The organism is Rhizobium sp. P32RR-XVIII (genome assembly GCF_012641395.1).
Classification (GTDB): Bacteria; Pseudomonadota; Alphaproteobacteria; order Rhizobiales; family Rhizobiaceae; genus Rhizobium.
Window position 1 is genome coordinate 247,754 of record NZ_JABAIH010000002.1, and the last position, 20,459, is coordinate 268,212.

General features: G+C 60.7%; 22 protein-coding genes. 17 read left to right on the forward strand and 5 right to left on the reverse strand.

Annotation, left to right across the window (positions count from 1 at the left end; all coding sequences use genetic code 11):
* Positions 1–3: 3 nt before the first annotated feature.
* The 17 genes from HGP14_RS06180 (at position 4) to HGP14_RS06260 (ending at position 15,381) form a co-directional block, all read left to right on the forward strand.
* Positions 4–969 (forward strand): ABC transporter permease, encoded by a 966-nt coding sequence (locus tag HGP14_RS06180; RefSeq protein ID WP_168828985.1) that lies wholly within the window; start codon positions 4–6, stop codon positions 967–969.
* The gene (locus HGP14_RS06185; protein WP_168828986.1) at positions 969–1,949 is read left to right on the forward strand and encodes an ABC transporter permease; all 981 of its coding nucleotides are present in this window, start codon (positions 969–971) and stop codon (positions 1,947–1,949) included. Before HGP14_RS06180 ends, HGP14_RS06185 begins: the two co-directional genes overlap by 1 nt.
* 22 nt (positions 1,950–1,971) lie before the next feature.
* Positions 1,972–2,760: a glucose 1-dehydrogenase gene (locus tag HGP14_RS06190; RefSeq protein ID WP_168828987.1), complete on the forward strand. Its 789-nt coding sequence runs from the start codon at positions 1,972–1,974 to the stop codon at positions 2,758–2,760.
* Positions 2,761–2,782: 22 nt separating this feature from the next.
* The gene (locus HGP14_RS06195) at positions 2,783–3,550 is read left to right on the forward strand and encodes an SDR family NAD(P)-dependent oxidoreductase (RefSeq protein WP_168828988.1); all 768 of its coding nucleotides are present in this window, start codon (positions 2,783–2,785) and stop codon (positions 3,548–3,550) included.
* A 17-nt stretch (positions 3,551–3,567) separates the two neighbouring features.
* Complete coding sequence (locus HGP14_RS06200) at positions 3,568–4,641, forward strand: 2,3-butanediol dehydrogenase (RefSeq protein ID WP_168828989.1); 1,074 nt, start codon at positions 3,568–3,570, stop codon at positions 4,639–4,641.
* Positions 4,642–4,643: 2 nt separating this feature from the next.
* Positions 4,644–5,411, forward strand: coding sequence for an SDR family NAD(P)-dependent oxidoreductase (locus HGP14_RS06205; protein ID WP_168828990.1), 768 nt, complete (start codon positions 4,644–4,646; stop codon positions 5,409–5,411).
* Between the two features lie 19 nt (positions 5,412–5,430).
* On the forward strand, positions 5,431–5,715 hold the full coding sequence (locus HGP14_RS06210) for a YciI family protein (protein WP_168828991.1): 285 nt from the start codon (positions 5,431–5,433) through the stop codon (positions 5,713–5,715).
* Positions 5,712–6,725, forward strand: a complete 1,014-nt coding sequence (locus tag HGP14_RS06215) for a Gfo/Idh/MocA family protein (protein WP_168828992.1) — start codon at positions 5,712–5,714, stop codon at positions 6,723–6,725. Before HGP14_RS06210 ends, HGP14_RS06215 begins: the two co-directional genes overlap by 4 nt.
* A gap of 10 nt (positions 6,726–6,735) precedes the next feature.
* Positions 6,736–7,719: a zinc-binding dehydrogenase gene (locus HGP14_RS06220; RefSeq protein WP_168828993.1), complete on the forward strand. Its 984-nt coding sequence runs from the start codon at positions 6,736–6,738 to the stop codon at positions 7,717–7,719.
* A 5-nt stretch (positions 7,720–7,724) separates the two neighbouring features.
* The gene (locus HGP14_RS06225) at positions 7,725–8,783 is read left to right on the forward strand and encodes an SDR family oxidoreductase (RefSeq protein WP_168828994.1); all 1,059 of its coding nucleotides are present in this window, start codon (positions 7,725–7,727) and stop codon (positions 8,781–8,783) included.
* Between the two features lie 15 nt (positions 8,784–8,798).
* Positions 8,799–9,680, forward strand: a complete 882-nt coding sequence (locus tag HGP14_RS06230; protein WP_246704373.1) for an intradiol ring-cleavage dioxygenase — start codon at positions 8,799–8,801, stop codon at positions 9,678–9,680.
* A gap of 9 nt (positions 9,681–9,689) precedes the next feature.
* Positions 9,690–10,754: a maleylacetate reductase gene (locus tag HGP14_RS06235; protein ID WP_168828995.1), complete on the forward strand. Its 1,065-nt coding sequence runs from the start codon at positions 9,690–9,692 to the stop codon at positions 10,752–10,754.
* Positions 10,755–10,931: 177 nt separating this feature from the next.
* Positions 10,932–12,215, forward strand: coding sequence for a sugar ABC transporter substrate-binding protein (locus tag HGP14_RS06240; protein WP_168828996.1), 1,284 nt, complete (start codon positions 10,932–10,934; stop codon positions 12,213–12,215).
* Between the two features lie 57 nt (positions 12,216–12,272).
* Complete coding sequence (locus tag HGP14_RS06245) at positions 12,273–13,784, forward strand: sugar ABC transporter ATP-binding protein (protein WP_168828997.1); 1,512 nt, start codon at positions 12,273–12,275, stop codon at positions 13,782–13,784.
* A 24-nt stretch (positions 13,785–13,808) separates the two neighbouring features.
* On the forward strand, positions 13,809–14,750 hold the full coding sequence (locus HGP14_RS06250) for an ABC transporter permease (protein WP_168828998.1): 942 nt from the start codon (positions 13,809–13,811) through the stop codon (positions 14,748–14,750).
* Between the two features lie 28 nt (positions 14,751–14,778).
* Complete coding sequence (locus HGP14_RS06255) at positions 14,779–15,078, forward strand: YciI family protein (protein ID WP_168828999.1); 300 nt, start codon at positions 14,779–14,781, stop codon at positions 15,076–15,078.
* Positions 15,079–15,213: 135 nt separating this feature from the next.
* A complete protein-coding gene (locus HGP14_RS06260) occupies positions 15,214–15,381 on the forward strand; it encodes a hypothetical protein (protein ID WP_168829000.1) in 168 nt (55 codons plus the stop codon).
* On the opposite strand, the gene HGP14_RS06265 is transcribed toward HGP14_RS06260, so the two are convergent.
* Genes HGP14_RS06265 through HGP14_RS06285 form a run of 5 tightly spaced genes read right to left on the reverse strand, consistent with a single transcriptional unit; the run spans position 15,378 to position 20,437 of the window.
* On the reverse strand, positions 15,378–16,100 hold the full coding sequence (locus tag HGP14_RS06265; protein ID WP_168829001.1) for an ABC transporter ATP-binding protein: 723 nt from the start codon (positions 16,098–16,100) through the stop codon (positions 15,378–15,380). The two genes, HGP14_RS06260 and HGP14_RS06265, sit on opposite strands and share 4 nt — an antisense overlap.
* Positions 16,097–16,921: an ATP-binding cassette domain-containing protein gene (locus HGP14_RS06270; protein ID WP_168829002.1), complete on the reverse strand. Its 825-nt coding sequence runs from the start codon at positions 16,919–16,921 to the stop codon at positions 16,097–16,099. Before HGP14_RS06270 ends, HGP14_RS06265 begins: the two co-directional genes overlap by 4 nt.
* Complete coding sequence (locus HGP14_RS06275; RefSeq protein ID WP_168829003.1) at positions 16,914–17,771, reverse strand: ABC transporter permease; 858 nt, start codon at positions 17,769–17,771, stop codon at positions 16,914–16,916. Before HGP14_RS06275 ends, HGP14_RS06270 begins: the two co-directional genes overlap by 8 nt.
* Positions 17,768–18,850: an ABC transporter permease gene (locus HGP14_RS06280; RefSeq protein WP_168829004.1), complete on the reverse strand. Its 1,083-nt coding sequence runs from the start codon at positions 18,848–18,850 to the stop codon at positions 17,768–17,770. Before HGP14_RS06280 ends, HGP14_RS06275 begins: the two co-directional genes overlap by 4 nt.
* Positions 18,851–20,437 carry an ABC transporter substrate-binding protein gene (locus HGP14_RS06285; RefSeq protein WP_168829005.1) on the reverse strand — a complete coding sequence of 529 codons (1,587 nt, stop codon included), beginning with the start codon at positions 20,435–20,437 and terminating at the stop codon, positions 18,851–18,853.
* Between the last annotated feature and the right edge of the window lie 22 nt (positions 20,438–20,459).

Consider the following 20,459-nt stretch of genomic DNA (forward strand, 5'->3'; position numbering starts at 1 on the left):
ACAATGAACAGCTCTTCCATCAAACTTGGATCCATCTTCAACAGTTCGCGCGCGGCGATTGCCGTCGTCATCGCGCTGTTGGTCATCCTCTTCGCAACCGGTGTCCTGGTCTCTGACCGCTTCGGCACGACGAGAAACATTTTCAACGTCTACGAACAGTCGACAGGCCTCGCGCTCGTCAGCCTAGGCCAGACGCTTGCCGTTCTGACCGGCGGCATCGACCTTTCCGTCGGTTCGGTCATCAGCCTCGCCTCGATGCTCACCTCCGGATTGATCAATGGCGACCAGAGCATGGTCGTGCCGGTGATCGCAGGCGTTCTCCTTCTCGGTATCCTCATCGGTGCTGTGAATGGAGGCGTCATCATCGCGACTGGCGTGCACCCGCTGATCGTCACGCTCGGCACAGGTGCGGTCATCCAGGGCGTCGCCCTGCTGTATGGGCTCGGTCCCATTGGCAAAGTTCCGAAGGGTTTCGATTATTTCGCCTACGGCCGCCTGCCGGGCGGACTCTCGATCGGCGCTACTTTCGCCGTCGTCCTGTCCCTTCTGGCCGCGTTCCTTCTCGTGAAAACCAGGCTAGGTCGCTACATTTACGCGGTTGGCGACGACCCCCATGCGGCGACGCTGATGGGGCTGCCCAAGACGCGTGTGATCCTGTTGGTCTATATGCTGTCGGGCCTGTTTGCCGCACTGACCGGTGTTTATCTGGTCAGCAGATTCGGCGTTGGTCAGCCTTACACGGGCGCCAACTACACGCTCGCGTCGATCACTCCTGTCGTCGTCGGCGGCACGATGCTGGCGGGTGGCCGCGGCGGCGTGATGGGCACGCTGCTCGGCGTCTATCTCGTGTCGCTGCTCAACAATCTTTTGAACTTTCTTGGCGTGTCGACGCACATCCAGCTCGTCGCGCAGGGATTGGTCATCATCGCCGCCGTTTCCGTCTACGTGGAAAAGAGGAGGATAGCCTAATGGCCATCGCTAAAGTTAACGAGGCGATCAGTACGTCGAGGTCCCCCACCGGCATTCGCGCAGGTGATATCGGCAGGAAGTACGGAATCTACCTGTTTCTGCTTGCTGCCATTCTCCTGACGACAGCCGTAAGCCCGGCCTTTCTGAGCCCTGCCAACGTCTCGAACATGTTGATGCAGCTAGCGCCGCTCGCCATCGTCGTGATCGGCCAGACCTTCGTCATCCTTGTCCGGGGACTGGATCTTTCGGTCGCATCCGTCATGGCGACCGCGGCGGTCATCGCGACCAGCTTCAACGGCCAGAACAGCGATGCGCTACTCATCCTGCTCGCCTGCGTGGCTATGGGTTGTGCGACCGGCTTGGCCAATGGCATCCTGGTGACGAAACGCAACGTTTCGCCGTTCCTGGCGACGCTCGCAACGATGATCGTTCTTCAGGGACTTCGCTTTGCGGCAACCCAGGGAGCCCCCTCGGGCAATGTGCCACCGCTTTATAGATCGCTCGGCTCCGAAACCCTATCCGGCGTGCCTTACAATCTCCTGGTCATGGCGGTGCTGGCGATCTTCTTCGCAATCCTGCTGCATCGTGCCGCATTTGGCCGGCGCGTCTACATCACCGGCGGAAATCCGATCACGGCGCGTCTCGTCGGCATCTCGGCCGACCGCGTGACCATCCTCTGCTATATGATCTGCGGTGTCATGGCGGCCGTTGCGGGACTCCTGCTGTCCGGTTTCGTCGGAGTCGTCGACAATTTCGTCGGACGCGGCTTCGAGCTCGACTCGATCGTCGCAGCCGTCATGGGCGGCGTCGCCCTCTCGGGAGGAAGAGGGACGATTCCCGGGGCGCTCGCCGGCGCGGCGATCCTGGTCGTCCTTTCAAACGCGGTGGTCATGGTCGGCATGCCCGTCCAGCTGCAAATTATCGTCAAGGGCATCGTCATCATCGTGGCCGCCAGCCTCTACGTTCGAGCGGTTCGGTAATCAAAAGAGAAAGGGAGGTCCAATGAGCGGATCAGTCAACAACAAGGTCGTCATCGTGACCGGCTCCGGCCGTGGCATCGGAGCCGGTATCGCCGCCGACCTGGCTGCAAAGGGTGCCAAGGTCGTTATCGCCGATCTGAACGCCGATGCGGCGCAGCAGACCGCATCGAAAATCGCCTCGGACGGTGGAAGCGCGATTGCGCTTAGCGTCGATGTTTCGAACCGCGACAGCGTTCAAGCGCTGATCGGCGAAACAGTGTCCCATTTCGGGCGGCTCGACGTCATGTTCAACAATGCCGGTATCAGCCAGACATGCCCGTTTCTGGAGGTCACCGAAGCAGACTTCAATCGGATCATGAAGATCAATGGCCTCGGCGTCCTGATCGGAACGCAGGAAGCGGCCAAGCAGATGATCCAGCAAGGTCACGGCGGCAAGATCATCAACACGTCATCGATCGCCGGCAAGCAGGGTTATCCCTTGTTTGCGCATTATTGCGCCTCGAAGTTCGCCGTCGTGGCGATCACGCAGGCTGCCGCCCGTGCGCTTGCCGAACACAAGATCACCGTCAACTGCTTCGGCCCGGGCGTCGTTGCGACGGAACTCTGGCAGCAGCTCGACCGGGAGTTCATGGAGCATGGACTGACCTCCAAGCCGGATCAGGCGATCAACGAGTTCTCGCAATCGATTCTGCTCGGCCGTGTGTCCGTTCCGAGGGACATTGCCGGCGTGACGACATTCCTGGCGTCCGACGCCTCGGACTACATCACCGGCCAGACCGTCATGGTCGATGGCGGCATGGTTCTGATCTAAAACGGGCATCAGGGAGGAGCTAATGGCACGGTTGGCCAACAAAGTCGCCATCATCACCGGCGGAAGCACCGGCATCGGCGAAGCGACTTGCTACCGCTTCGCGGAGGAGGGCGCCAAGGTCGCGATCTTCGATGTCAGCGCCGAACAGGGCACGCGGGTCGCGCAAGCTATCAAGGACAAGGGCGGCGAGGCCGTCTTCCACAGGGTGGACGTCTCCAACGAGAATGACGTCGCACCGGCGATGGCCGAGGTCGTCGGCGCATGGGGCAAGCTCGACATTCTCGTCAACAACGCTGCCGTTACCGGCGTCAACAAGCTCGCCCATGAGGTGACGGTCGACGAGTGGGATCGCATCTTCGCGATCAACGTGCGCGGTGTTTTTCTCTGCACCAAGCACGCGGTCAAGCCGATGATGGCGGCGAGGGCCGGATCGATCGTCAACTTTTCGTCGATCTATGGCTTGATCGGCAATGACGACCTTCCTCCCTATCACGCGACCAAGGGCGCGGTTCTTGCCATGACGAAGACCGACGCCGTCTGCTATGCGCCGCACGGCATCCGCGTGAATGCCGTCCATCCGGGCTCGACGAAGACGCCGCTGTTCATGAAGGCCGGTGAAACCTACCCCGGCGGCCTCGACCATTATCTCGAAATGATGAAGGCAAAGCATCCGCTGACGCTTGGCGAGCCCGTCGATGTCGCCAACTGCGTCCTCTTTCTGGCTTCTGACGAAGCCCGTTTCGTGACAGGCAGCAGCTTGGTCTGCGACGGCGGCTACACCGCGCAATAACTCAGAAAGGCATGGCAATGAAAGCTGTACGATACTACTCGAAGAAAGACATCCGCGTTGAGGACGTGCCTGCACCGAGCGGACCGCTTGGGGACGACATGGTCCTGATCGAACCTCTCGTCTGCGGCATCTGCGGAACGGACCTGCACGAATATATCGCCGGCCCGATCGTCACTCCGGCTACGCCGCACGTCTACTCGGGCGCGACGCTGCCGCAGATCCTCGGCCACGAATTTTCCGCCCGTGTGCTCGAGGTCGGCAAGAATGTCACGCATGTCCAGCCGGGTTCGCGTGTTTCCATCCAGCCGCTGATTTCGCCGCGTGACGACTATTATGGCCGCCGCGGTCTCTTCCATCTCAGCGAAAAGATGGCCTGCGTCGGTCTGTCTTGGGATTGGGGCGGCATGAGCGAACGCGCCGTCGTCAACGGTTACAACGTCTTCCCGGTACCGGATACCGTCTCCGATATTCAGGCAGCAATGATCGAGCCGGCGGCGGTGGCACTCTATGGCGTTGACCGCGGCGGTGTCACGAGCGGAAGCAGCGTTCTGGTCTCGGGCGTTGGTCCGATCGGAGCGCTGGTCCTGCTGGCAGCCAAGGCGGCCGGGGCCACGAAGATCTTTGTGTCCGAACTCAATCCCAACCGGCGCGCGCTGGCGCAAAAGCTCGTTCCCGAAGCGATCGTTTTCGATCCCCGCGAAACGGATACCGAGAAGCTTTTCCGCGACGAGACCGAGGAGGGTGTCGGTGTCGACGTCGCGCTGGAATGCGTCGGCGCGGAAGCCTCCCTTAACCTCTGCGCAAAGGCCGTCCGCCGCCAGGGGACTGTCGTTCAGGTCGGTCTTCATGTGAAGCCTGCAGCGATCGACGCAATGCTATGGGCTCTCAAGGATATCACTGTCGAAGCGACCTGGTGCTATCCGGTACAGATCTGGCCACGGATCGCCGCGATGATTGGCGCCGGCATCTTCCCGGTCGAAAAGATCGTGACGGCGGAAATCGCGCCGGAAGACGTCGTCGAAAAGGGCTTCGAAGCACTGCTCGATCCCAAGGCGTCGCACATGAAGATCCTCGTCAACATGAAGGCCTGATCATGAAGAACCCGATGGACATCAATGGGCGCAAGATCCTGGTCACGGGCGCGGCCGGCGGAATCGGCAGCGCCGCCTGCCGCTATCTGGCCTCGCTGGGTGCGACGGTGATAGCAGCCGATCGTGACGCCTCGGTCGAAAAGACTCGCGACGAGATCCGCGCCGCGGGAGGCAAGGCCGAGAGCGTTGTCTTCAACGTCGCCGACAAGAATTCTGTCGAGGCGGCCGCGGCGAGCGTCCGGGAGGGTTTCGGGCCGTTGGACGGGATCTTCGCCAATGCCGGCATGTCGTATGAACGGCCTGCCCTGGATCACAGCGAGGCGGATTGGCGCACTGTGATGTCGGTGAATCTCGACGGCGTCTTCTGGACCGTCCAGGCTTTCGGCCGATCGATGATCGAAGCCGGGAAGGGGGCTATCGTCATGACGGCTTCCATCGCCGGCGTGAAGGCGGTGCGGCCGGAACTGCATGTCGGCTACGACGTGTCCAAAGCAGGTGTTGCCCATATGTGCCGCGTCCTTGCCGCCGAGTGGGCAAAATCGGGCGTGCGCGTCAACGCCGTCGGGCCTGGCTACACCGATACCGTCATGCTGGCCGAAGTCGGCCGAACTCAGCCTGCGGTCATGAAGCAATGGATGGACGACACTCCGGTCGGCCGTCTGATCAAGCCGGAGGAAATCGCTTCCGCTGCCGCCTTCCTTCTGTCCGATGCGGCGAGCGGCATCACCGGGCATCTGCTGATGGTTGACGGCGGCTATTCGATCGCCTGATTTTTCGAAAGGAATTCCCATGCATTATATCGTTCATTGCCTCGACCACGAAGGCGGCGTCGAAAAGCGCCTTGCCAACTACGACGCCCACAAGGCCTATCTCGCCAACGCGTCGACCAAGACCGTCATCTCCGGGCCGCTTCTGGCCGATGACAACGAGACCATGATCGGCTCTCTCTTCCTTCTTGAAGCCGACAGCAAGGAAGAAGTCGTCGCGTTCAACAAGGCCGATCCCTTCACGAAGGCGGGTGTCTGGAGGACCGTCAATATCCACCCTTTCAGCAAGCGGGTGGACAATCGATGACGATGATTGAGGAAAGGCCAGTCATCGCAGCCCTCGTCGGTCTCGGCTGGTGGGGCAAGAAGATGGCGAGCCTCGTCAATAGCGGCGGGGCGGAGATGCATTTCGTTCGCGGCATCGACCCGAATCCGGAGACCGAGACCTTTGCGAAAGAGGCCGGTCTGCAGTTCTCCACCGATCTTGCCGAAGCGCTCGCCGATCCGAACATCGAGGCGGTGGTGCTCGCCACGCCGCATTCGCTCCATCAACAGCAGATCGCTCAGGTCGTCGCGGCCGGAAAGCATGTCTTCTGTGAAAAGCCGCTGGATTTGACACGAGCCGGCGCCGAGGCCTCGGTGGCTCTATGCAGGAGGGCGGGCGTCGTCCTCGGAATGGGTCATGAACGCCGCTTTGAACCGCCGATCGCCGAAATCCTGACGGCGGCCGGTGAGGGAAGGCTTGGCCGTCTGCTGCAGATCGAAGCGAATTTCAGCCACGACAAGTTCCTTGGTCTCGATCCGTCGAATTGGCGGTTGAAGGCCGACCAGGCGCCGGCAGGCGGCATGACGGCGACCGGAATTCATTTAACGGACCTTGCCGTCAAGCTGATGGGACCGGCAAAGGATGTTCGGGTGATTTGCGAAAACCTTGCCTCGCAAATACCCCAGGGCGACACGATGAGTGCTCACATCCGCTTCGGAAACGGCGGGTCGGCCTATGTCTCCGCCACGCTCGCCACTCCGTTCGTCTCCCGTTTTGCCGTCTACGGCACGCTCGGATGGATCGAGGTGCGCGACAAGGCGCATGTCGAAGCGCCCGATGGCTGGGTGGTGACGGAAGGGTGGAAGGACAAACCGATCACGGTGCGGGAAGTCGCACCTGCCGAGCCGGTCCGCGACAATTTGCGAGCCTTCGCCCGGGCCGTGCGCGGCCAAAAGGACTATCCGATCACTGGCGAGGACATGATCAACAATATCGCATTGCTGGAGGCGATCGTTCGTTCCGCCCGAACGGGCGCCCTGGAACAGGTTTGAGGAGGACGACATGAAGGCTCTGGTTTTCGAAGCGCCGGAAAAGCCGGTTATCGTGGAGACGGCCATGCCGGACATCTCCCCGAACGAGGTGCTGGTACGCACGCGGGCAGTCGGCATCTGCCACTCCGATTACGAATTGCTGGCGGGGCGCTACATCATCCCCATCTCCTATCCCGTGACGCCCGGCCACGAATGGAGCGGCGAGATCGTCGAAGTCGGGCGCAACGTGACGGGATTCCGTAAAGGGGACCGCGTAGTCGGCGAATGCGTCGTGCGCACCCCCGAGCGCCTGCATCATTTCGGCTTTTCGCTGAGCGGCGCCGATCGCGAGTTTTTCGCCGTCAATCCCGAGTGGCTTCACAAGCTTCCCGATGCGGTCGATGACAAGAAGGCGGCCTTGATCGAACCCTTTACCTGCGGTTTTTACGCAGTCCTGCGTTCGGGCGGCACGAATGCCAGCGAAACCGTTGTAGTGTCCGGCGGGGGTACGATCGGACTGGTCTCGGCCGCCGCGGCAATCGGCATGGGCGCCCGCGTTATCGTCGTCGACCCGCTGGCGTCGCGTCGCGAGGTCGCGAAAAAGCTCGGAGCCGATGTCGCCATCGATCCGACGGATGGCGGCGCGGCTGAAAAAATCCGCGACCTTACGCGCGGAAACGGCGCCGATCTCGTGATCGAAGCATCCGGGCATGACGCGTCGCTGGCCGCCGCCTTCGACTACGCTCGCGAAGACGGTCGCATGTCGATGGTCGGCATAAACATCGGCCGCAAGGTCCCCGTGGTTCTCGGACAGATCCAGATGAAGAACCTGACCGTCCGCGGATGCATCGGATCGCCAGGCGTCTGGCCTGCCGCCATCCGCTTCCTGGAAAGAACCGGCATCGATTTGTCGCCGATCCAGACGCATGACTTTGCTCTGACGGAAGCGGTCGAGGCCTTCGCCTTCGGGCAGGACCCGACGAAAAGCATCAAAATCACTCTGTTGAACGGTTAAAATCCATGAGCAAGCACGCACTGATCGTCGGTGTTACTGGGATCACCGGCAGCAACCTCGCAGAACACCTGCTGTCGCAGGGCGGTTGGACGGTTTCGGGCCTGTCGCGCTCCGAAAGCCTGGTCTCCGGCGTCAAGACGCTTCGATGCGATCTCGTCGACGCAGGCTCGGTGCAGGCCGCGCTGGAGAATACGAAGCCCAGCCACGTCTTCATCACGGCCTGGTCCCGGCAGGACACGGAGGCAAAGAACTGCGAGGTAAACGGAGCCATCGTCCGCCATGTGCTCGATGCACTGAAAGGACGTGGCGTCGAGCATGTCGCTCTGACCACCGGCACCAAGCACTATCTCGGTCCGTTCGAATCCTATGCCAAGACGCAGCCGGAAACTCCGTTCCGCGAGGAGCAGGAGCGTCTGCCTGGCGAAAACTTCTACTACGTCCAGGAGGACGAAGTCTTTGCAGCAGCAGCACGCGATGGCTTTACCTGGTCCATCCACCGTCCGCATACTCTGATCGGCTATGCGGTCGGAAATGCGATGAACATGGCCGCCACGCTCGGCGTCTATGCATCGATCTGCAAAGAGACCGGCAGGCCGTTCGTCTTTCCCGGCTCTCCGCAGCAATGGCAGGCCGCCACCGACGTCACCGATACGCGGCTGCTCGCCAGGCATCTCAAATGGGCGTCGACGACGAAAGCCGCGGCCAACCTTGCATTCAACGTCGTCAATGGCGAGGTCTTCCGATGGAAATGGCTCTGGCCACGGCTTGCGAGCTATTTCGGCATCGAGGCCGCGGTCTATTCGGGAGAGCCGAACCCGCTTGAAAACCAGATGGCGGATGCTGCGCCGATCTGGGATCGGATAGTGAAGAAATATGATCTTCAACCCAACGCTCTCTCCCGTGTCGCCTCGTTCTGGCATTCGGATGCCGATCTCGGACGGCAAGTCGAGACATTCAACGATATGGGGCGTAGCCGGAAACTGGGCTTTCTGGACTATCAGGACACGACCCAATCCTTCACCGACGCCTTCGATCGCCTTCGGGCAGATCGCATCATTCCCTAAAGCAAGGAGTATCGGATGAGCGCGGAGACCTTGGGAACAATGGCGCCAACCGGCTATTTCACGGAAGAGAATTCCGTCGAGACGGTCAATGCCCGAATGGGAAAGGACGTCAATCCACGCCTTGCCCAGGTAATGGCTTGCCTGGTGAAACATCTCCATAATTTTGCGCGGGAGATCGAACTCACGCAGGAGGAGTGGGAATTCGGCATCGATTTCCTGACCCGGACAGGCCAGATCTGCACGCAGGAGCGACAGGAATTCATCCTCCTGTCCGATACGCTCGGCCTTTCCATGCTGGTCGATGCCATCAACAATCGAAGGCCGGAGGGCGCGACGGAAAATACGGTCTTCGGCCCTTTCCATGTCGAAGGCGCTCCCGTGCGTCAGATGGGCGATCAGATCTGCCTGGACGGCAAGGGAGAAAGCTGTCTTTTCACAGGCAGTGTGCTCGATCACGACGGCAATCCTGTTGCCGGCGCCCGTATTGACGTCTGGTCGGACAATGCGGAAGGCTACTACGACGTTCAGCAGCCCGACATCCAACCGAAATGGAATAATCGCGGTGTTTTCGTCACGGGCGCGGACGGACGCTATAGCTTCGTCGGCATCAAGCCGGTTTCCTATCCGATCCCCGACGATGGGCCGGTAGGAAAAATGCTCGCCGCCCTTGGGCGGCATCCGTATCGACCGGCGCACATGCACTACATGGTTCGTGCAGACGGCTTTCAGAAGCTCGTGACCCACACGTTCGTCGGCCGAGACACCTATCTGGAATCGGACACTGTCTTTGGAGTGAAGAAGACGCTTGTCGCACCCTTTGATCGTGTCGAGCACGGCAACACCCTCTGGCGCTCGGATTTTGATTTCGTCCTCGCGCGGCCAGAACAGGCGCGATAGGAGGGGCAGTTGGAAAATTTCATCTACAATGCAAATCCCGGTCGCGTCATTTTTGGCAGCGGCACGGTTTCCCGGCTTGGGGAAGAAGCCGACAGGCTGGGCGCTAAATCCGTCCTGGTTCTCTCCACGCCGGAGCAGGCGAAGCAGGCGGAAGACATTGCGCAGCACCTAGGCTCTCGTGTTGCCGGCATTTATTCCAAAGCGCAGATGCACACGCCGGTGGACGTGACATCGGATGCCATGCGGACCGTCGAGCGGCTCGGCGCCGACGCGGTTGTGTCGATCGGCGGCGGATCGACGACGGGTCTCGGCAAGGCGATCGCCTATCGCACGGATCTGCCGCAGATTGTCGTGCCGACGACGTATGCCGGATCGGAGGCCACTCCCATCCTCGGGGAGACAGAAGGGGGCCGAAAGGTCACCAAGTCCGATCCGCGCATCCTACCCGAAGTCATCGTTTATGATGTCGATCTGACGCTGAGCCTGCCCGTTCCGCTTTCGGTGACAAGCGGTATCAATGCGATCGCCCATGCCGTCGAGGCGCTTTACGCCAGGGAAACAAATCCCATCATTTCGATGATGGCGGAGGAGGGGATTGCAGCGATCGCCCGTGCTTTGCCGCTCATCCAGGCAAACCCACAGGACACGGCTGCACGCGCCGATGCCCTCTATGGCGCCTGGCTTTGCGGCGTCTGCCTCGGATCGGTGGGAATGGCGCTGCATCACAAGCTCTGCCACACGCTGGGCGGCATGTTCAACCTGCCGCATGCGCCTATGCATACTGCCGTTCTGCCCCATGTGGTGGCTTACAACAGCAAGGCCGCTCCGGCTGCCATGACACGTATCAGCAGGGCGCTCGGAGGAGGCGAGCCAGCCGCGGCTCTTTATGACCTTGCGAAGCGATTGGGGGCTGTCATGTCGTTGAAAGATCTCGGCATGCCCGCAAACAGTGTCGGCGACGCAGTCGAACAGGCGATGTCGAATGCCTACTGGAATCCGCGGGCTCTCGAAAAGAACGCGCTGAGCGAATTGCTTGAACAGGCCTACCGAGGAGAACCGCCGGCGTCAGCGTGACGTTGGCGGGGATGCAACGGAGTGCGTACCCTCGATTGCAAGGCGGAAGGACGACATCCAGAATGGATAATTACAAGGTTTTTATTCGAGAATAAGCCAATAAACTGAGGCTTCCGGTAAAGTCCGGCACGCGCATACATGGGAGGATTACTAATGCATGGCCACGAAGCTCGCGGCGTGAATCGTAGAACTGTGCTTAAATATACGGCTGCGATTGCGGCATCATCGATCGCGTCCCCCTTTGTCTTGAGGAAGACGGCGAGAGCATCCGATGAAACAATAACTATACTCAATACCTTCCCGACGCTGGCAAATGAATACTGGCAAGGTTGGGATGCGGGCTGCAGGCTGGCGACCGAACAGCTTGGCCTTAAATATATCGCGCAGACATTCGAAGATTCAGTCGACAAGCAGATCGCGCAGATCGAGCAGGCCCCTTCGCTCGGCGTGAACGCCGTCGTCACGTTTGCGCAAAACGCCGAGGTCATCAAAGCCTTGGCGGCCACCGCAAGTCAGGTCGGCGTCAAGCTCGCCAACGCCCATTCGACAGCTGCCTGGCTCGATGCCGACGACCCTGCGTATGCAGGTTCCTATATGCTCTATAGCCAGCCGGATAATATTCGCGGCATCGCCGCCATGGCACAGGCCCTCTTCGACAAGATCGGTAACAAGGGCAAGGTGCTCTACGTCGCCGGATTGCCGGGCAACTTCTCCGCAGATTCGCGCGCCGCCGGCGTCAAGCTGGCACTCGAGAACAATCCGGATATCGAGCTTGTCGGCGAGCAGCCGGGCGGCGAAAACCGTGTGGCAGCCCGTCCAATCGTCGAAAATCTTCTGACGGCCAATCCCGATGTAAGCGCCATTATTTCCTATAACGACGACACGGCCATAGCCGTCCTCGATGTCTTGCGTGAGCGAGGACTGACCGGCTCCATTTTCACCGCCGGAAACGATGCCACGCGCGAAATGCTGAACCGCATGAAAGAAGACAAGAGCGCGCTGGGCACGGTCTCGATCAATGCGCCTTTCATGACGGGCTACTCGGTCGTAACCCTCTATGATGCCCTGGAAGGCATTACCTACGATCCGCTCGAGAAAATGCGGTATTTCGATTCCGTCTTCCTCGATTCTCCCGAGGTCGCCGAAAAATATCTCAGCGCCATGGACCAGAGCGGCAAGATTAACTTCGACTTCAAGTCGATGTCGCGCCATCTGAACGGCGACAATTGGAAGATCCAATGGGGCATGGAAGTCATCGACCCATCGAACTTCTGGGGGAAAGTCGGTTCCATGCAGTCGCTCAAACCCGGCGGCTGGACGTTGCCGGAAAGCGTCGAGGCCTCCCTCAAGGCCGGCAATGCCGACAAGCTCAACAAGATGTACCGGGACCACTTCGTCCCCGGTCCACTGAGCGACGTCGCCGGCCAGACACGCGCCAAGAAAACCGTCCTCGGATTCTGATTTTCTTGAGGAGCGCCGCAACGGCGCTCCTCAATCCTGCAGATCGGACCGGCATCAATGAAGCAGCATCTCGAACTACGTTCCATCACGAAACGCTATCCTGGCGTGACCGCGTTGCGGGACGTGTCCTTTTGTATCGACCATGGCGAAACCCTAGGGCTCGTTGGCGAGAACGGCGCTGGTAAAAGCACGCTTCTCGATATTCTCTGCGGTCTCCAGACGCCCGACGAAGGTCAGCTCGTTCTCCATGGCGAGGTCGTCGAATTCGATCAGCCGCGCGAGGCGACCCATGCGGGCATATTCCGCGTCCACCAGGAACAGGCGCTCATTCTCGTCTACCCGATCTTTCAGAATCTCTTTCTCGGTCTCGAACACCATTTCTCCCGCTTGGGGATTATGCAGTTCGCCGAAATGCAGGCGCGAGCCCAAAGAATTTTGAACGAGCTCGGCATCGCACTTGATGCGAAGGCCGTCACCGGAGACCTCAATTTCGGCACCCGGCAGCTTATCGAAATCGCGCGTGTCGTTGCCCAATCGGAAATGCTGAAGATCGATCGGCCGCTCGTCCTCCTTGATGAGCCGACAGCCTCACTCTCCGGCCCGGAACTCGATCTCTTTTACGGAGTCGTCCGGCTGCTGAAAGAAAAGTTCAGGGCTTCGGTCGTATTCATATCGCATCGTCTCGACGAGGTGCTGCACCTCTGCGATCACGTGGTCGTTCTCAAGGACGGTCAGGTCGTCGATGCCGATGTCTCCGAACCGACGGAGGCGAAGCTCCACAGCCTAATGGTCGGACGGGAGCGGCTGACGGATTTTTATGCGACCAACCGGCAGCGTTCCGAATTCGGCTCCCCAGTGCTCGAACTGACTGACTTCACCACCGAATTTTTCCGCAATGTGACGCTCTCGGTCCGCGAAGGAGAAATCGTCGGCATTGGCGGACTGGTCCAATCCGGCAAGACCGAGTTGGGACGCGCGATATTGGGCGTCGAGGCAAGCCGCGGCGGAGTCAGAATCCTGGGCCGCGATGTCAGCCCGCTTACGGCATCGGATCGCATTGAACTCGGTGTCGGCTACGTGCCGCTTCACCGTCATCTTGATGGCGTGATGCTTGGCCGATCGATACGGGACAACATCATCCTCCCCTCGCTCGACCGTTTCGCGCGCTGGGGCATTCTGGACTTCCCCAAAGCTGCGAGTTTCGTATCGGAACGGGTAGATGAGTTGCGGATCAAGGCGCCAAACGACGCGGCTCTCGTCGGCACGCTTAGCGGCGGCAATCAGCAGAAGGTGGTGCTGGCCAAATGGCTGGCGCGAAATCCTCGGCTACTGATCGTCGATAACCCCACGCGCGGCGTCGATGCGGGCGCGAAGGAGGAAATTTATCGTCTTCTCCGGGATGTGACGGCTGGCGGATGCGCCGTCCTGCTGATTTCCGATGACCTCGTCGAACTGATCGAGCTTTCGAACACCCTCTACTTTCTTTCGAGCGGGTCGTTGTCGGCGGCCATTCCCGCTCCTGTCGAGAACAAGCCGAAAGAGCAAGACGTCGTTGCGATGATGTTTTGAGCAGCCAGGAATCAAGGAATTGAAATGTCGAAGATAAATGCCCTCGGAAGGTTCACGCCTTTCATCGCCGCAATTCTCCTGATCGTGTTCTTCTCCGTCATGCACAGTGCATTTCTGACTTGGCCGAACCTCTGGAACATCATTCGCCAGTCCTCGGTGTTACTTGTAGCATCCATGGGGGTGACTTTCGTCATCCTCATCGGCTCGATTGATCTGTCGGTCGGCGCCGTCATGACGTTGTCCGCTATCTGTTCGATTACCCTAGTGCCGGTCATCGGTGAGAGCGGCATTCTTGTCGGCCTGATCGTCGGCGGCCTATGCGGCGCGTTCAACGGCCTTCTCAATTCTATCCTGAAGCTCCCGAGCTTTCTTGTCACGCTTGGTTCATTGTTCATCTTCCAGAGCCTCGGCTTGATCATATCCGGCGGGCGGCCGTTGCCATGGACGACGCCCACATCGAGCGCACTTGCTGGCGGCGTCGTGTTCGGATCTTTTCCCAAGATTGGCCTATGGGCGATCGCCGTTCTGCTCATGTGTGCGTTTGTTGCCCGATACACGCGCTTTGGCCAATATATGTACGCAATCGGCGACAACGAGCGCACGACCCGGATGTCGGGTATTTCGACGACACGGCTGAAGGTTGCCGTCTTCGTCGTGGCCGGTGCGATTTCCGGACTCGCGGGAATCTTGCTCGGAATCCGAACCTTTTCGGCCTCTCCCGGCATGGGTGATCCGTTTCTTCTGGATACGATTGCGGCGGTCGTCCTCGGCGGCACGCTGCTCACCGGCGGCGTCGGCGGACCGCTGCGTACCGTCTTTGGTGTGCTGACCATCGTCATCCTGGCAAACGGCATGACGCTCCTGCAAGTCGATCCCTTCTTCCAGGTCGGCATTCGCGGCGCGGTCGTCATCCTGGCTGTCTTGATCACCACCAAGCGCGGCCGTCTGGATCAAATTGTCAAGTAAACTAGCCTGAGCCAAGGAGCTTAACGCAATGCTCGCCATTCGTATCGCACTGTCGAATCCGGAAAAAGCTGAAGCTCGCACGGGCTATATCGAGGATCACAAAAGGTACTTGCGATCCGGCCGGCTTCGCATTGTGCAATCAGGACCTATTCTGGACGAATTCGGAGGAGCCACTGGAGGCGTTGTTGTTGCCGAGGTCAATTCCATCGACGAGATGCAAGATTTCAATTCCGGGGACCCATTTGTGGTCCACGGGGTATATGAGAGCGTTCGTATTTATGAATGGCAACCGACAATCACCGAGGCGGGTCAACAGAGCCTGCGATGACCTAACGCGGGATTACGATTAGAGCGCAATCGGTTTCTGGAGGAGGAGACAAAATGAGGGCGTTTGGAAGCTTGATTTGGAAATGCGTTCGCGACTGGCTTACAGAAGCCGGGATGGCCTATAGCGGATATCACGTTGACCATGGTCAAACATCCGCCGCCCGCCCGGCTTTGCTACCTCGCCGGTGGTTCGATGAAAGCCCGGAAGAAAAACAAAAAGTGCCTGCGCGGAGGCATTCGCCCAGATTTGAAAGACGCGAGAAGCGATAATTTCGGGTTTTTCGCGACGATGGTTTCTGCCTAGGAGGGCTGCATCTCCCAGCCACCGGCCGCAAGCGCGGCGCGGTCGAGCTCGCGTTCGATCCGACCAGCCTGCATCGTCACCGCCCGATCGCACATATGAGCTACAACACCGGGATCATGGCTGACGAGAATGAAGGTCATGCCATACGAGGTCTTCAGCTCGTCGAGCAGATTTAGGATGCCCGCCTGCACCGAAACGTCGAGCGCCGAAGTCGGCTCGTCGAGCAAAAGCAGTTTCGGCTTCAAAAGCAGTGCCCTGGCGATCGCCACGCGCTGGCGCTGGCCACCGGAAAGCTGATGCGGATAGCGCCCGGCGACCGCCGACGTTAGCCCGACCCGAGCGAGCGTTTCGCGGACCTCGTCCTCGACATTGTGCGCACCGCGGATCGAAAGCGGCTCGCCCAAAATGCGGGCGATCCGATGGCGTGGATGCAACGAGGAATAAGGATCCTGGAAGACCATCTGGATCTCGGCCCGCAACGCGCCGGTGATCTTGTGCCCCGATCGCAGCGGCTGGCTGAAAACGGAAATCTCTCCCTGCCAATTGGTATTGAGGCCGGCGATCGCCCGAAGCACGGTCGTTTTACCACAGCCGGAAGGGCCGATCAGGCCGAAGGTCTGCCCGGCTTCGACCTCGAAGCCGACGCCCCGCACGGCCGTGAAGCCTTTGGCGCCCGCTTGGAAGGTGACGGAGAGATCCTTAACGGTGAGCGCGTTCACGGCTCGTCTCCATAGACGGGCAATTGCGTGCCATAGGTGGCAGCCGAGGGTCGCGCCGCCCAGAGCGCTCTCGTATAGGCTGACTTGGCATGGGAAAGATCGGCCGAGGCCATCTGGTCCTCGATATGGCCATGCCGCATCACCATTACCCGATCGGCATAACGCGAGACCTGCTGCAGGTCATGGCTGATGAGCAGCAGGCCCATGCCGAGTTCCTCCGTCAGCGAGCGCAAGAGCGTCAGGATCTGGTCCTGGAGGTTGCGATCAAGCGCTGAGGTCGGCTCGTCGGCGATCAGAAGTTTCGGCCGGTTGATCAGCATCGCGGCGATCATGACGCGCTGCCCCATGCCGCCGGAAAGCGCGGCGGGATAGCTGCCATAGACGCGCATCGGATCGGCAAGCCCGACACGGGAGAGCATATCGAGCGCTCGCTCGCGGCGCTCGGAAGAGGAAAGTCTCGTATGCAGGAGCAGCGCCTCTTCCACCTGCCGCCCGACCTTGTGGGCTGGGTTCAGCGAATATTTCGGATCCTGCAGGATAAGGCCGATGCCATCGCCGCGGATCGCGTTCCAGCCGGAGGGTGACAGCGTCGTCAAATCCTGCCCGTCGAAGGCCAGGCGCTTGGCCGACACCGCCGCGCTCCGCGGCAGAAGCCCCATGATCGCCCGCCCGGTCATCGATTTACCGGAACCGGACTCGCCGACCAGCGCCACCACCTCGCGGCCGACGGAAAAGGAAATGCCGTCGACGACGCGCACCGAGCCGGCGACGGAGGGAAAGGAGATCGAAAGCTCCTCGACGGAAAGCAGCGGCTCAGTCATGGCGCGGATCCAGGATGTCACGCAACCCGTCGGCCATCAGGTTGAAGGCAAAGGAGGTAACGAAAATGGCAAAGCCCGGCACTGCAGCCACCCACCACTGATCGAAAATAACCTGCGTGCCCTCCGCCACCATCGAGCCCCATTCTGCCGTCGGCGGACGTACGCCGAAGCCGAGGAAGCCGAGGCCGGCCGCGGCAAGGATGATGCCCGAAAGATCAAGCGCAAGGCGGATGATGGCAGACGGCAGGACCAGCGGCAGGATATGCCCCCAGAGCAGCCTGACGCCGCCGATGCCCACCATTTCCGCTGCCGCGAGATAATCGCTGCGTCTGAGCGCCGCCGTCTCGACGCGGGCCTGGCGGGCATAGGCCGGCCAGCTCGTCAGTGTCAGCGCCAATGCTCCATTGATCAGCCCCGGTCCCATGATGGCGACGAAGGCGAAGGCGAGCAACAGCCGCGGGAAGGACATGACGATATCGGTGATCCGCATCAGCACGCGTTCCGTGATGCCGCCGAAGAAGCCGGCAAGGATGCCGACGAGGATGCCGAGCGGCGTCATCAGGAGCACGACGACGAGCACGAGCAGAAGCGTCGGCCGAGCGCCAAAGATCAGCCGCGAGAGGATGTCGCGGCCGAAGCCGTCGGTGCCGAACCAATGCGCCGCGCTCGGCGGCATCAGCCGGTTCGCCGTCTCCTGCAGGTTCGGATCGTAGGGCGCTAGAACAGGCGCCAGCAGCGCGAGCGCGAGAATGAAAATGACGACCACGCTTCCCGTCGCCGCGGAGGGTGAGCGCAGCATGCGCCGGAGAAAGGACGGACCGCCGAGTGGCGCCTGGACGATCGCACTCATCGCTTCTTCTCCGCTTCCAGCCGCGCCACGCCCAGATCCGTCAGCGCGTTCAGCAGCACGAAGGAGGCGCCGACGACGAGCGTCGCGCCGAGAATTGCCGGCATGTCCCCGGCAAACATGGCTGTGGTGAGATAGCGGCCGATGCCCGGCCAGGCGAAAACGGTTTCGGTCAGCACCGCGCCCTCCAGCAGACTGGCATAGGAAAGCGCAATCACTGTGAGCAGCGTGCCGGAAATGTTCGGAAGGATGTGGACGAAGACGATACGGCGGAGGCTGGCACCCTTGGCGCGCGCCGTCGTCACATATTCCTGCCCGAGTTCCGTCAGGATCGAGGCGCGCGTCAGCCGCGAGATGGCGGCAAGCGCGTAGAGGGCAAGCACGACCGCCGGCAGCGCCAGATGCGCCAGCGCATCGCGGAAGGCGCCGGCCTTGCCGGAGAGCCAGGTATCGATCAGCGCAAAACCGGTGACGGATTTGACCGTATATTGGAAAACGACATCCGCTCTGCCCGGCCCCGGAGCCCAGTGCAGCCGCGCATAGAACAGCAGCAGCATCAGAAGGCCGAGCCAGAAGATCGGTACCGAATAGCCGAAGAGCGAAACGAACCGGGCGAGGCTGTCCACCCACGTCCCCTGCCGTATGGCTGCGGCGATGCCGAGCGCAAGGCCGATCGCCGCGCCGAAAATGATCGCCGTCGTCGCAAGCTCGATCGTCGCCGGAAAGGTGCGGGCGATGTCCTTCGCTACCGGCTGTCCCGTCGAGATCGATTGACCGAAATTGCCGGATAGTGCCGTCTCGACATAACGCAGGAACTGCACTGGCAGCGGCTGGTCGAGACCGAGTTCCACTCGCGCCTGCTCGTAGGTGGACTGGCTGGCATGGTCGCCGACCAACTGCAGCGCCGGATCGATCGGCGAAAGACGCGTCATCGCAAAGGTCACCAGCGCCAGCCCCAAGAGCGTCAGCGCGAAGGACCACAGCCATGTGAGAAGTGGCCAGACCAAAGACAACTCCCGCCAACCTTTGCGCTGGCGGGAGTCGGTCCTGTCGGCATCAGGCGTTGTTGCCGCTTGCGGCACTTACTTTTCCACCTTGTCGTAATACACCTGGTCTGCGTTGAGACCCTGGGCATAGTTCTTCACCTTGTCGCTTAGCACGACCTGGTCATTGCCCTGAAGCGTAAAGACGTAGGGCGAGCTTGCCTGGATCTTCTTCTGCAGGTCCTGATAAGCGGCGACGCGCTTGGCCGGATCCTGCTCCTTGACGGCCGCAAGCGTCTCGTCGGTCAGTTCCGGGATCACCCAGCCTGCCTGCCTAGCGACGGTATTGGCCGAGTTATCCTTGTTGATCGCAAAGGCGCTAGCATTGGAATGCGGGTCGAAATAGTCCGGGATCCAGTAGCGCAGCGTCATCTCGTACTTGCCGGCGCGGCCGCGGGCATAGATGTCGCTTGCAACACCCGGCTGGATGTCGAGCGTGATGCCGGCCTGGGCAAAGGTCGACTGCAGCGACTGGGCGATCGACAGGAAGGGCTGGTCGTTGAAGACGATGAATTCGATCTTGAACGGCGTCTCGATGCCGGCATCCGCCAGAATTTTCTTTGCTTTCTCGACATCCAGCTTGAAGGGCGTATTCGTCAGCGCGCCCGGGAAGCCGACCGGCAGGAAGGCCTGATGCACCGTGCTCTGGCCGCGCAGCAGGTTCTTGGCGATACCATCGTAATCGACGAGGTAGCGGGCCGCTTCCCAGAAGGCCGGGTTGCCGAGCGTCGTATTCGCCTTGCTGTTCAGCAGGATGTAATCGGTACGGGCAGACGGAACGGACAGCACCTTGATGCCGCTCTTGTCCTTCAGCGCCTCGATCTGGTCGGCGGAAAGGCCGCGGGCGATATCGGCATCGCCCTGTTCGACGAGCAGGCGCCGCGCGCCGACATCCGGCACGTTGCGGATAATGACGTTTTCGAGCTTGGGCTTGTCGTTGGAATTGGCGTTCGCCTGCAGTACAAGGGCCTCATGTGGCGTATAACTGGCAATCGCATAGGCGCCGCTGCCGGCTGAATTCGTCTTCAGCCATTCATTGCCGAAATCGTTGTCCTTGGCGTTCGCGGCAACTGTCTGTTCGTCGACGATCGAGGCGATCGGCGCCGTCAGCAGCGACAGGGCGAAGCCGGAACCGACATCGGCCGTCCAGGTCAGCTTGACGTGCTTGTCGTCGATCTTGGTAATGGCGGTATCGACATTATCGGCTTTCCAGCCGAGCTCGTTGAGGATGAAGGCCGGAGATTTGTTGAGCTTCACGGCCCGCGTCAGCGAGAAGATCACGTCGTCGGGACGCACCGGATTGCCGGAGGCGAACTTGGCGTCGGCGAGCGTGAAGGTCAGGCTCTTGCCGTCACTGCCGGCTTCCCAGGAGGCGGCAAGCGCCGGCTCGATCTTGGTGCCGTCCTCGCGGTTCGACTGCACGAGACGCTGGTAGAGATTGTTGAAGGACTGGACGGTCGTCAGCTCGAAGCCTTCGGCCGGGTCGAAGCTGACGGCATCGTCGATCGACTGGGCGACGACCAGAACATTCGCCGGCGTCTCGGCATTGGCGACCGTTGCGCCGAAAGCGAGCGCAACGCCGAAGACCGTGCCGAGCAGTCGCGAGCGAGTGGTGATGATGGACATCGAGTAACTCCCCTTGGGTGAT